This window comes from Lactobacillus sp. M0390 (genome assembly GCF_016102085.1).
GTDB lineage: Bacteria > Bacillota > Bacilli > Lactobacillales > Lactobacillaceae > Lactobacillus > Lactobacillus apis.
This window is the reverse complement of the sequence record NZ_JACFPH010000001.1, coordinates 664,942-678,145: the sequence shown is the minus strand read 5'-3', so window position 1 is coordinate 678,145 and position 13,204 is coordinate 664,942. Positions and strand designations below refer to the sequence as shown.

Sequence of the window (13,204 nt, the reverse complement as noted above, 5' to 3'; positions counted from 1 at the left end):
AACTCCTTACAAATTTATTATTGTTCCTACTGAAACATTTCCAGTATCTTTAAGATTTGTTTTTTTATCTTTTGTATTTGTGAAAACTAACATTGTGGTCAAGTCATAACCTTGACCCTCGATATAATTACGATCAACCCTTATAATAGGTTGACCTGCTTTAATTTCATCTCCTTGCTGAGCGAGTACATTAAATCCTTTGCCTTTAAGGTCAACAGTATTGATTCCTATATGTACTAGTAGTTCTTCACCATCTTTCGTTGTAATTCCAAAAGCGTGTCCAGTGGGGAATAGAGCTGATAAAGTACCATTAGCAGGGGAACAAATATAGTTCCCAGATAATTTAAATGCTACCCCGTTTCCTAAAGCTCCTGAAGAAAAAGCTTTGTCATTCACTTGTGATAAAGGCTCTAAAGTTCCATCACAAATTGCTACTAACGAATTGTCTGAATAATTTTTATGTGAAGCTTTGGTAACTTCATTTTTTTGATTAATACCTAAAAAAAATGTGACTGTTGCTGATACTAAAATTGCAGTAACTATTCCAGCAATCATAGCTCCAATAGTATTTTCAAAAATAGGTAATGCTAGAATATTTGAGTATCCCATTACATAGGCTTTTACATTTAGAAGCCCAGCAACAAGTCCTCCTGCAAAGCCACCAGCCATTACACCGTACATAGGCTTTTTGTATTTTAAGTTGATACCGTATAAAGACGGTTCAGTTACTCCAGCAATGATTGCACCAACTGCTAAGGACCATGCCTGACTCCTCAATTTTTTATCTTTAGTTTTTAAGGCAACTCCAATATTAGCTCCCCCTTCGGCCATATTATGCAGGATAAACGCTGGTCGAAGAATTGGGTCATAACCAGGATTACTTATTAACTGTGGCATAAATGGTGATAGTACCGTATGCATACCAGTCATTACTAACCATGGTAAGACAGCTGCTAATAGTCCTACAGCTAAAGGCCCAACAGTTTTACTTAAAAACATAACTATGGAAGCTATGACTTGTCCAAGATAATTTCCTAGCGGTCCAAGTACTATGAAACCAAGAGAGCCTGAAATAAAAATTGTTCCCATCCCAACAAATACTGATTTAAAAATACCTGGAACAATTTTGTTCAAATATTTTTCAGTAAAATAAGCGACTATTGAAATCAGTAGGGCAGGTAGCAATGATGATCCGTAGTTGAGAACTTTCACTGGTAAGCCAAAAAGTGACTGTCTTGCTAGATTTGGATTAGTTGCTAATTGGTTAGCAATGTCATGAAAGGTGGGATATAGCAAGGCTCCAGTAGCCATCATTGAATATGCTGGAGTTCCTCCCAGTTTGGTTGCTGCTCCGTATGCCACCATAATTGGCATAAAATAGAAGGGAGCATCAGCGATGGCAGATAAAAGCATATAGCTAGATGTTTTAGCAAAGTTGGGATTAATAAAAGTCACTATAAGTAGTAAAGCAACTTTACACATGCCGCCTGCTATTAACCCTGGTAACATAGGTGTTACGGAAGCTTGAATAAAATCCAAGATTTTCCCACCAAAATTTTTAAATGTCCACTTTGTTTTTGATGGCTCATCTAAGTTTTCTTCAACTGGGTCTTCCGTTGTTAAATTAAAATCTTTAACGACAGCACTATATGTTGGCAATAAATTAGCACCTAGAATTATCATATATTGGTCTCCTGAGTAAACAGTACCAAGTATTTCCTTAACTAGGCCTAATCCACCTTCGTTTACTTTGGAAACGTCCTTTAAAGAAAATCTTAATCGAGTCATGCAATGAGTTACACTCCTGATGTTGTCCGTTCCGCCAACATCGTCAACTATGATTTTTGCTAGTTTGTGATAGTCCATTTTAACCTCCATTTTTAAAATACGATAAAAATATCATAATTTATGATATTTATTACAAAAATACTATCACTAATTGCAAGCGTTAACAATAATAAATTGATAAAAATAACAGGAACTATGATAAAATACCCATTAAGTGAGGGAAAAAATGAAATTAAATGAATTTTTAAAGCCGAATAATGTTGAATTTTCTAAATCTGATAAAAAAATATATGAAGTCATTCTGAAACATCCAGCGCATGTTCAATTAATTACTATACAAAAATTAGCTACTGATGCTCAAACATCAGTAGCTTCTGTACAAAGATATTGTAAAAAACTTGGATATACAGGATTTAAAGAATTTAAATTTCAATTAAAAAATTATTTGCTACAACAACTAAATTTTGATAAAAACAATTCGAGTTATTTATCAAATTATCTGAAAGTTGCCAATAGCTTTAAAAACATTGAAGAAGACAAAATTAGTAATCTTGCAGAAGCCTTGGTATGTTCAAACCATAATTATATAATTGGAGTATATTATTCAAGTATGCCTGCAAAACAGTTAGCAATGGGAATGCAAGACTTAAATAAGGTAAGTTTTTATACCGATAACTATGTAAATGCTTCTCACTGGGTGGGATTAATTGAAGAGGAGGATGCATTCGTGGTGTTCTCAGTCAGCGGTAATGATCCCTACATTAAAAAATATATTTCAGAACCTTTAAGTAAACTGTCTAGAACTTATTTAATTACTTTCAATCCAGATACTAAACTGAGCAAGTATTTTAAAAATTGCATTGTTTTACCTGGAAAAGCATTTGCTAATAGTTCCGCAATTGATCCACAGTCACTGTTCTCTTTATTTGTTGAAATGGTTATAAACCATATTACTCGTTACTAGTTCTTATGATATATTTTGATTTTAAATTTAGTTCTCGTCCTATATGTCATTCCAGATGCACTAGCATTTTTTTTAGCTGTCGGATAAAAGTTCTTCTAGAATAGAAACATTTTCAGGTTAAATAAAAAGAACCCTCTTTATAAAGGGTTCTTTTTGCATTCTTAAATTGATTTAACGTCTATTTAACTATGTAGCTTTTTATTTTTGTCCACCAAATATGTAGGCAATATGCAGAAGTGAACGATAGTATCCAAGTTAAGATCCATGTGCCTAGGAAAGTTAAAAATGGGTGGTAAGTCGCATGGTAACCCATATTTAATCCACGCCAAATCAGTTGATTCCAAAATACGTTTGAAAGGTAAGCACGGTAAGCATATGTGGCTAAAAAATGAAAAACTTTGAGTGAAGTTTCTGAATTATTCTTAACTTGATGTAAGCATAGAGCAGCAATTAAAGCAATGACTGATAAACAATAGAATGTCATTGATGGTTTATAATACGGAGCGTTTGCAAAAAGGACTGGATGGCCAAAGCCGTGTAATTCAAAATTTGTCCAAATAAAACAAGCAAGAAAAACTAATAGAATTAGCCACCAAAATTTACTTAATATTGAATTAACATAATCTCTCAGTTGCCAGGCAAGTACTCCAAATACGCCGTAAATAAAGAACGAAATAAAAATTCGATCTAGCATATACCACGTTTTTTCGTGTGGACCATGGAATACGTAAAAATCATAAAACCATAGCCAGGCAAAATATAAAACAAAAGTAATTAGAGCGACAAGTAATCCTCTTTTTACATTTTTACCAACGTAACGACTAATTGCCCAAAACAATGGCATTAAAATAATAAACTGCAACATCATTGTGTTGTACCACAAATGCGGTGCTCCATTACCATTAATAAAATGCCAACAAAATGAACCAAAATTATTAAATTTATTTATCTGTTGGAGCCATGGCATTCCCAGCAAATAAATTAACGTCCACCAAATTGTCGGAACAAATAGGTTTGACCAGCTTGACCTCATATGTGCTTTATATGAAAAATTGCCTGCCAAATCATTTGTTCGAATTGTGGTGTATAGGATGCCAAAAATAAAGGCTGGTGCAGTGTATTTAACCAAATTATACATAATGCCAAATATATCTTGTGTGGCAAAAGGCTGACCAACCCCCATAACCAAAGACATAATTGGCTGCGACATAACTGCAGTACAGGCAAAGACTTTTAAGTAATCTCCAATATCTGCTGTTTTATATGCCGGATAAGGATATCTATCCATTTCATTTAAGACCTCTCTTAGTAGATTTGTGAGATCCCTAAGAAGTTCAGCCTTAATATATGCGATTTTTTCAAAAAAGGCAAGTTATATTTTTTCTTTTAATTCGATTGTGCTTCAACTAAAACACTAGCAATTTCATTACTAAATAAGCGTTGAGTATCATTTAACGTCTGGTGTGGGGTATTTAAATAGATTGTTCGGTGAGGTGAATTGGGAAGGATTCTTGCAATATCGATTGAGTTTGAATTAGTAAAGTAATTTCCCCATGTGACTTTAGGAATAAAACCCATGCCTAGTCCTGCTACAATCATTTCTCGAACTGTAGCAGGTTCATCTGATTGGTATTTGAAATTTAATTTGATGTCATTACTTACTAAAAACTGGTTAACAGTTTGTTGTAACTCGGTTTCATCATTTTCACCGACAAAAGTAAAATTTTTTAATTCTGAAGCTTGAAAAAACTTTTTCTTATGCATGAAACTTTTTTTCCAGCCAATTAAGATTTCTTCTCTTAATAAAGGAATTGTCGTAAAGTTTTTAATCTTATGTGAAGAAATAACAAAGTCAAATTGCTTTAGGTCTTTAGCAAAAGTTGTACGCTGGTGAATATTTAGGCTGACATTTGGAAGTAATTTTTGCATTTTTAGTGCAATGATCGGAATTAAAGGTGAGCCAACAGTAAAAAGAACGTTGATTTGTCCATTTTCTTCTGCTGAATTAGTTTTCACTGCGTTGATTCCACGGCTCAGCAGGCTAAGACTATCGGAAACGTATGAATAAAAGATCTTTCCCTGCTGATTCAGCTTAATTGTTCTTCCTTGACGATCAAACAGTTTTACACCAATTTCTTCTTCAAGCTGTCTAATGGTTTTACTAATTGCGGATTCACTGACAAATGCTGCCCGGGCTGCTTCCGTTACAGAGCCCAAACTAGCTACACTGACAAAATATTTTAAACCAGTTAAATTCATTATTTTGCTCCAATTAATAACTTTTTGGTTAACTATTATTCCTATTATCTATTATAAATGGTTATCTATTGGGTTTAAACTAAATTTGTGAGATCCAAAGAGGTGATAACGTGAAAAGTTTATGGTTGTTTCCTGGGCAAGGAAGTCAGAAAGCTGGAATGTTAACTAATGTTGACCCCAATTTGAAACAGAATGTAGAAAATTGGACGGGAGTAAAACTTTTAGATACTAGTGAAGGTTATTCTGATTCGCAACAGATTCAATTAAGTATTTTACTTTTGCAAATTAATGAAGTTGATCAACTTAAAAAAATGGGTTGGCAACCAGATTTAGTGGCTGGACATTCCTTAGGTGTGTTTGGAGCAGCATATGCTGCTGGAGTAATTTCAAAAGAAGATGTTTTTAAATTAGTTAGCTTAAGGGCTAAGCTGATGCAATCCTCTTATCCCGAAGGTTATGGTATGGGCGTGGTAGTTGGTTTATCTCGACAAGAAGTTACCGAGCTTGTGAAACAGGTTCATACCGAGGAAAATCCGGTATACCTGTCGAATCAAAATTCAGAGTTGCAAAATACTCTGTCAGGTAAGTTGACTGCGATTAAACAAGTGTTAGAGCTTGCCACCAAGCAAGGTGCAGCTAAAGCTAAATTATTGCATGTACCTAATCCATCACATTCGCCACTAATGGCAAATGTTGCTGAACAATTAGATTATGAGATAGGGAAGTTACATTTAAGTAACCCTGCCTGTATTTACTTGGCCAATAATAACGGTCATCCGGTAAAAAAGGTTGCAGATGTTAAATACGACCTAGCTAATAATCTAACCCATCCTGTTTTTTGGGAAACGATGATTAATGTTGCACTTGAGTATAATCCGCAAGTGAGTATCGAATTTTCGCCAGGAAACGCATTTACAAAGTTATTAAAGGTTAAAACTGATCAGGTATCAAATATTACATTAAGTAAAATGGCAATAGATGATGCCGACTTTTTACTTAATAAATGGAAAGGAAAATAATATGACTGAAAGAAATTGGCATACGCATCGAGATGCAAAAGCTGCCCGTTTAAATGGCGCAAGTGCTCTTCTTGATGGCAAGTTTGCAAAAACAGAAGATGTTGTTAAAGTTCTTGAAGCGCTGATTAAGCCAGGTGATAAGGTTGTTTTGGAAGGAGACAACCAAAAACAGGCCTCATTCTTATCTGAAGCCTTAGCAAAAGTGGATGCAGATAAAGTTCATGATTTGCATATGATTATGTCCAGCATTTCGAGACCTGAACACTTGGATATTTTTGATTTAGGGATTGCCACTAAGATGGACTTTTCTTATGCTGGTCCACAAAGTACCAGGGTTTCCCAAATGATTGCAGACGGAACGATGAAAGTTGGAGATATCCATACTTACCTTGAATTGTTTGGGCGACTGTTCATAGATTTGATTCCAAATGTTGTTTTAGTAGCAGCAGATAAAGTTGATCATGAAGGTAACTTATATACAGGTTTTAACACTGAAGAAACACCTACGATTGTTGAAGCTGCAGCATTTCATGATGGTATCGTCATTGTTCAAGCTAACGAAATTGTAGATAAAGTTCCAAGAGTTGATATTCCAGCTGGTTGGGTTGATGTTGTGATTCCAGCTGATAAGCCATATCAATTAGAGCCATTGTTTACGCGTGACCCACAAGCAATTAGTGAATTGCAAATTTTAATGGGTATGATGGCAATTCGCGGAATATATGAAAAGCATAATGTTCAAACTCTAAACCATGGTGTTGGTTTCAACACTTCGGCGATTGAATTGCTATTACCTACCTACGGCGAACAACTTGGTCTTAAAGGAAAAATTTGCCGTAACTGGGAATTAAATCCAACGCCAACTTTGATTCCAGCAATTGAAAGTGGCTGGGTTGACTCAATTCACTCATTTGGTGGTGAAGTTGGCATGGAGAAGTATATTGCTGCTCGGCCAGACGTTTTCTTTGTCGGTAAAGATGGTACTATGCGTTCTAACCGTGCTTTAGGTCAAGTTGCTGGTCAATATGCCTGTGATATGTTTGTTGGGTCAACGTTACAAATTGATCAATGGGGCAATTCTTCTACTGTTACCCACGGTCGTTTATCAGGTTTCGGTGGCGCACCTAATATGGGTTCGAACCCAACTGGTCGACGTCACTCAACTGCAGCATGGCAAAGTTTGAAGCCAGCTGATGATCCACTAGCTAAAGGACAAAAATTAGTTGTCCAAATGGTTGAAACATTTGGTTCTAATAAGAAACCTGTCTTTGTTGATCATTTGGATGCTGAAGAAGTAAGAAAAGAAGCAAAATTGGCCAATGTACCAATCATGATTTATAGCGAAGATACAACTCATATTGTAACTGAAGAAGGAATTGCATACCTTTATAAGACAGATAGTATGGAAGAGCGTAAGGCTGCCATTGAAGCGATTGCGGGTGTAACACCTGTAGGTCTTCGCTCTAATCCTGAAGAGGTCAAAAAGCTGCGTGATAAAGGAATTATTGCTCTACCAGAAGATCTTGGGGTTCGTAGACAGGATGCAAAGCGTTCATTGCTAGCTGCACAAACGATGGATGATTTAGTTGAGTGGTCACATGGTTTATACAATCCACCTGCTAAATTCAGATCATGGTCATAAAGGAGGTTAGTTAAGATGGAAAAACTTAATTTTACTTATCAAAATTCAGAAACTGTTAAAAAGTTTGTTCATGTTGGTGTAGTAGCATCCGGAGATTTAGAAATCCTACTTTACCCTGCAGATGAAACAACAATCGAGATAGTAACTGGTAGTGATGGCTTTAAAGAAGTTTGGAAAAATGTTTTAGATCGCTTTTTCACTCGTTATCCTTTAAAAGGAAAATTTGTAATTCATGACTTTGGTGCAACACCAGGCGTTGTTAACTTACGTCTCACACAAGCAATGGAGGCATTAAATGATGAAAAATAGTTTTGTTGAATTAAATGGACGTCAACGTGCTTTTAGCTTACTTGATGAGAACACTGGGCGCGAAATTGTTGGACCTGAGTTTGATTTTATTTCACCTCATTTGGAGCCGCAAAACATTGTGCCTGAAAGTGATGATGGCGTAATTATTGCAAAAGGTAAGCTAGATGGAAAAGCTACCGTTATTATTTCAATTGAAGGTAGTTTCCAAGGCGGTGGAATTGGTGAAGTTTCAGGAGCTAAAATTGTAGCTGCTTTGGAAAAGACACTTGAAGACAATAAAAATGGAATCAAGGAATACCCAATTATTGTTCTTGATACAGGTGGTGTGCGGTTGCAGGAGGCAAACTATGGCCTACTTTCAATTTCAGAAATTCAAAACGCGGTTATTGCCTTAAAAGAATATGTTCCCGTTATTGGTATTGTGCCAGGAAGAGTTGGAAGCTTTGGCGGAATGTCAATTACAAGTGCAATTCTTTCTTATCTAATTACAACACCTAAAGCTAGAATTGCTCTGAATGGTCCAGAAGTAATTGAGCAAGAAGCTGGTGTAAGAGAATTCGATTCCAGCGATAAGAACCTGATTTGGGACACACTAGGAACACGGCAACGTGTTGAAACAGGAATTGCTGATGAAGTAGTTGACGATGATGTTTCAGCTATTAAGGACGCAATTAACAATGCAATTGAACAGAATAAGGATGCTCATAGAACAGACCAAGCTGATTTTTACCTCTCTTTACTCGATGAGATTGATTTTGCTCAACCGCTTAATACCAAGCAATACCGTGACCTTTATTCTAAGAATAAAGCAACTAAACATGTCGTTAATGAAGCTACTGCTAGTCAGCAAGCGAAAACTAAGTCACGCGGTCGACTTTGGTTTGAAAAATTAACTGGAATTGAAAATGCAGAATCAAATTATCCTACTGTTTTACATGCTGAAAAAGATGGTAAAGAATATATTGCAATTGTCCCAGATGAAAATAATCGTTTTCCACGAGTTCGAAAGGGAGAAGTTGGCTTACAGGAAGGTTTTCTAGTAGCTGAAATTGTTAACAAGATAGTTGATGAAGACAAAGATAAGAAAGAAAAACGGCCACTTATTTTGGTTGTTGACGTACCAAGTCAAGCATATGGCTACAAAGAGGAACTAATTGGTATTCATATCAGTTTAGCATCAGCTGCCGCTGCATATGCTAAGGCACGTCAGGCAGGGCATCCTGTTATTGCGTTTATTCCTGGGGATGCCGTTTCAGGAGGCTTTTTAGCTCATGGTTTGCAATCAAACCGAATTATAGCTTTAGCAGATGACTCAATCACAATTCAAGCAATGTCTAAGGCTTCAGCTGCTCGAATTACTCAAAGAACGATTGCTGAATTAGAAGAAGCTACTAAACATGTTCCTGCAATGGCCTATGATATTCACAACTATGAAAAATTAGGTGCTCTTTACAAATTGGTTCAGGATGTTTCCTCATGGGATGCTAATGAAAACGCAGTTGAAGAAATCAAAACCGTTATTGATGAAGCAATTGAAAGTACTGAGAACCAACCCACTGATTTGCACTTTAGATATGAAACGCCAATTGCGGTTGAAAGTGGACGTATAGCAACTAACAAGATGCGTAAAACAGTTTTTGAACAATGGAATCAATAAAACAAGTTTGGCCACATGATTTGCTCACTTTTAACAAAACTAGTGATTTGGTGCTAGGCGAGAATCCTTTACCTGAATGGGCAAAGGATTCTTTAGCTAAAGCTAAAATTGTTGTTGTCAGAAGAGGAGAAATAGAGAATAATCTAATTCCAGTTGGAATAAGAGGATCTCAAAGAAATGAGCGTTTAGCCTGCTTTTTAAAAAAAGAGCAAGTAGTAAATTGTTACTCGCCAGACTACTTTATAAAAAAACAGTTATGGAAAGAATTGACTCCTGCTCGCCAAAACTTACCTCAATTTCAAGCTCTAATTAAAATGGTTCCTTTGTTAAAAGGATTTAAATGGGGAATCGGTGGATCGGTGGCTTACGAAATGGCCACTGGAATGAAGATAGTAAAAAATAATTCAGAGCATATCAGTGATTTGGATGTTATTCTGTCGGCAACAAAAGAAATTAGTGTGAGTCAAGCAAGAGAGTTATTAAGAAAGATAAATTTATACGGAGTTCATGCGGATGTTCAGGTTGTACATGGACAAAAAGGCTTTTCGTTAGAAGAGTATGCTGCAGGGCGCAACAAAAAAGTACTAATCAAAACAGCTACCGGACCTATTTTGGTAGAGAACCCGTGGAATTTTGTAAGGAAAGAATAGATGAGTTACTATCTAACCAGTGATCGGGTTAAACTTAATTATCATGTATACGGAAACGGTAGGCCAATTGTCTTGGTTACTGGCTTTGGTGGTTATCAAGAAATCTGGACAAAACAAGTATCTTATTTGTTAAATATGGGATATCAGGTAATAACGTATGATCACCGTAACATGGGTGAAAGTGAAAAAACATTAAATGGTCATACTCTCCAAAGATTGACTGATGATCTGATTGGTTTAGCGAAATTTCTAAATATCAGTCATGCCACATTTATTGCGCATTCAATGGGTGGTAGTGTTCTATATGATTTAATTAAGACAAAACCTAATTTAGTTGATTTAGCTTGTATCGTTGATCAAACACCATATATGCTAAATACTAAGGACTGGCATTTTGGCTTCATGAACTATACTTTGAAAAACTACAAAGAGCAATCTAAGATTATTCCAGAGGTTCATGAAACTCTTCATGGCCTTGATACTGAAGTTTTTAATGAACTCAACCTAGTTAAAACTAAGTATCCTTTTGATCGTCAAAGTAATATGGATTTATTGCAAGAGCACATTAAGCAGGATTGGCGAAATATAATTATAACCACTACGCAAAAAATAGTTGTTTTTGCTGCTAAGAAAAGTCCATATTATAACTATCAATTTGCTGAATGGATGGCTAAACATAATTCGCGAATTGAATATGCTGTTTTAGATGATTGCGGACATGATATTATGGCTGAGGTTCCTCGACGATTTAATCAGCTGTTACGTCACTTTTTACTGAAAAATCGTTATTTGCCTGAATAGTGTATTAGGTTTAAGGATTTAAATTTTTTTAGAAGACCTCTTATTTAATTGGATAAGAGGTCTTTTTGATATTAGGCATAAAAATAGTTTTTAATGTGAGATATAATTTTTAAAGGCAGTTTTTGAAAATTTATGATACAGTAGAATTCTTGATTGTCTAAAAGTAATGCAATCAAAGACTGAGTTTTAGTTTATAATCTTTTATGTGTCTCTTATGGCTGTAACTTTTAATTTATCTATTGGTGAAGGATGAAGATGAAAAATTATTTAAGTATTGATATTGGCGGAACAGAAATTAAATACGCACAAATAGACCAAGCTGGTAATATTATTGAAAAGGGCAAAGTAAGTACTCCTGACAATAAAGCTGACTTTTTAGTTGCAGTAGATAAAATTGTAAAAAAATATACAGATAGAATCAAAGGCTTGGCAATTTGTGCTCCTGGAAAAATCGAAGGAACAAAAATACGTTTTGGAGGTGCAATTCCTTATCTTGATGGCATTGACTTTGGAGAAATCTATCAAGATAAGGATTACCCTGTAACTGTTCTTAACGATGGTAAAGCAAGCATTCTGGCAGAAAACTGGCTAGGAAGTTTAAAAGGAGAAACTAACTGCGCAGCACTAACATTAGGCACGGGTGTTGGCGGTGGCATCATAGTTAACGGTCATCTTTTACAAGGCTCCCATTATCAAGCTGGTGAAATGAGCTTTATGATTGTTGATTTGACCCACCCGGAAAAAATGCAAGGTAGCGTCGGTAATCTATGCTCTGCTGTCAACTTCGTTAAGCATGTAAATCAAAAAACAGGTTATTCTGAAATCAATGATGGAATTCATGCTTTTGAAGAAATTAAAAGCGGCAATGAAGACGCAATTAAGATTTTCAATGATTATTGTTTAAACATTGCAGCATTAATTTTAAATATGAATACAGTAGTTGATATAAATAAAGTGGCAATCGGTGGCGGCATTAGTGCTCAACCAATTCTACTTTCTGGCATCAATAAGGCTTATGATAGGCTAGTTGGCGAAATGAATTCAATCATTGGCCAAACATTAGTTAAACCAGAAATAGTTGCAGCTAAATTTAGAAATGACTCTAATTTATATGGAGCCTTATATAACTTGTTATTAATTGTAGATAACGAAACTGATTATTAATAATAAACCTCGCTTTAAGCTAAAGTGAGGTTTTTGATTAGCTTAAAAACTGCTGGATTAATTTTTTCTTTTCAGTTTTCTTTTGATAAATAGCTTGGACATGGTAATTTTGGGCACTGCTGTTGCCCTCTAATGGTAAATATTCAATTTTCTCACTCGGAGAGTTTGAAGGCTGAAGTAAGCCATCTGGATAATATGCATTGGCCTGATTAGAAGAAACAAGAATTTGCATTTGTTCAATAGTTGAAATTCTAGCGACCGGTAAATTTTGATATGCGTCAGGTAAGGTAGCAAGAAAAGCATGCTTTAAATAATTGGTTTTCTCAGGCCCATAATATAAAATGGGTTTTTCTTTAAGAGCAGTTAATGGAAAAACAGAACCGCTACTTAAAGGATCGAGTTTACTGACACCAATCACCATTTTGCTTTGAAAAATACTCTTGTTAGTTAGGTTCTTAGTCAAAAATTCTTGTTCTCCATAATCTAAGATAAAAGCTAAATCTAATATGCCGAGGGAAACATCTGATATTAAATGTTCAATACTCTCCTCGGTTATCTTGATTTTTAATTCAGGCTGTTTTTGATTTGCATCAAAGATTTTTTGTAGCAACAATGCCCCTTCAAAAGGAGAAAAGTAGCCAACTTTTAGTTCTTGATAGGTGGTGGCAGCTTCATGCCGCAGAGAATTGATTTCTACAGAAAAGCTATGTAATATTTCCTTGGTTTTTAAGAAAAATTCCTGTCCTTGGGAGGTAATTGAAATCTTGTTTTTGCCTCGCTCGAATAATTTAAAGCCTAGTTCGTTTTCAAGCTTGCCAATTGACTGTGAAACTGCGCGTTGACTGATGTATTGTGTTGCAGCAGCTTTTTGAAAACTCCCTGTTTCGACTACCGTAATGAAAGTATTTAATTGAGTGAAATTCATCTTTATCCGAACCTTTTACTTCTAGT

12 protein-coding genes are annotated in these 13,204 nt (G+C 35.5%); 8 read left to right on the top strand and 4 right to left on the bottom strand.

Annotated features, from left to right (window positions below):
* Positions 1-6 precede the first annotated feature (6 nt).
* Positions 7-1,866 carry a glucose PTS transporter subunit IIA gene (locus H3R25_RS03230; RefSeq protein WP_198194289.1) on the bottom strand — a complete coding sequence of 620 codons (1,860 nt, stop codon included), beginning with the start codon at positions 1,864-1,866 and terminating at the stop codon, positions 7-9.
* 148 nt (positions 1,867-2,014) lie between these two features.
* Here H3R25_RS03230 and H3R25_RS03225 point away from each other — a divergent pair, with 148 nt between their 5' ends.
* Entirely contained in the window at positions 2,015-2,752 is a 738-nt protein-coding gene (locus H3R25_RS03225) for a MurR/RpiR family transcriptional regulator (RefSeq protein ID WP_198194288.1), read from the top strand.
* A 178-nt stretch (positions 2,753-2,930) separates the two neighbouring features.
* Here the strand turns inward: H3R25_RS03225 and H3R25_RS03220 are convergent, their stop codons facing one another.
* Both H3R25_RS03220 and H3R25_RS03215 read right to left on the bottom strand, forming a co-directional pair.
* On the bottom strand, positions 2,931-4,040 hold the full coding sequence (locus tag H3R25_RS03220; RefSeq protein ID WP_198194287.1) for an acyltransferase family protein: 1,110 nt from the start codon (positions 4,038-4,040) through the stop codon (positions 2,931-2,933).
* A gap of 98 nt (positions 4,041-4,138) precedes the next feature.
* Positions 4,139-5,011 carry a LysR family transcriptional regulator gene (locus tag H3R25_RS03215; RefSeq protein ID WP_198194286.1) on the bottom strand — a complete coding sequence of 291 codons (873 nt, stop codon included), beginning with the start codon at positions 5,009-5,011 and terminating at the stop codon, positions 4,139-4,141.
* A 110-nt stretch (positions 5,012-5,121) separates the two neighbouring features.
* Here H3R25_RS03215 and H3R25_RS03210 point away from each other — a divergent pair, with 110 nt between their 5' ends.
* From H3R25_RS03210 to H3R25_RS03180, 7 genes are all read left to right on the top strand, one after another.
* Complete coding sequence (locus H3R25_RS03210) at positions 5,122-6,030, top strand: acyltransferase domain-containing protein (RefSeq protein WP_198194285.1); 909 nt, start codon at positions 5,122-5,124, stop codon at positions 6,028-6,030.
* Position 6,031: 1 nt separating this feature from the next.
* Complete coding sequence (gene mdcA / locus H3R25_RS03205) at positions 6,032-7,672, top strand: malonate decarboxylase subunit alpha (RefSeq protein WP_187158014.1); 1,641 nt, start codon at positions 6,032-6,034, stop codon at positions 7,670-7,672.
* Positions 7,673-7,687: 15 nt separating this feature from the next.
* Positions 7,688-7,981, top strand: a complete 294-nt coding sequence (mdcC, locus tag H3R25_RS03200) for a malonate decarboxylase acyl carrier protein (protein ID WP_187158013.1) — start codon at positions 7,688-7,690, stop codon at positions 7,979-7,981.
* Positions 7,971-9,638, top strand: a complete 1,668-nt coding sequence (mdcD, locus tag H3R25_RS03195) for a biotin-independent malonate decarboxylase subunit beta (protein WP_198194394.1) — start codon at positions 7,971-7,973, stop codon at positions 9,636-9,638. Before mdcC ends, mdcD begins: the two co-directional genes overlap by 11 nt.
* Positions 9,626-10,288 carry a malonate decarboxylase holo-ACP synthase gene (locus H3R25_RS03190; RefSeq protein ID WP_198194284.1) on the top strand — a complete coding sequence of 221 codons (663 nt, stop codon included), beginning with the start codon at positions 9,626-9,628 and terminating at the stop codon, positions 10,286-10,288. Before mdcD ends, H3R25_RS03190 begins: the two co-directional genes overlap by 13 nt.
* On the top strand, positions 10,289-11,089 hold the full coding sequence (locus tag H3R25_RS03185) for an alpha/beta fold hydrolase (protein ID WP_198194283.1): 801 nt from the start codon (positions 10,289-10,291) through the stop codon (positions 11,087-11,089).
* Between the two features lie 249 nt (positions 11,090-11,338).
* Positions 11,339-12,253, top strand: a complete 915-nt coding sequence (locus H3R25_RS03180) for an ROK family protein (protein ID WP_198194282.1) — start codon at positions 11,339-11,341, stop codon at positions 12,251-12,253.
* A 37-nt stretch (positions 12,254-12,290) separates the two neighbouring features.
* Here the strand turns inward: H3R25_RS03180 and H3R25_RS03175 are convergent, their stop codons facing one another.
* Entirely contained in the window at positions 12,291-13,178 is an 888-nt protein-coding gene (locus H3R25_RS03175; protein ID WP_074425218.1) for a LysR family transcriptional regulator, read from the bottom strand.
* Positions 13,179-13,204: the final 26 nt, after the last annotated feature.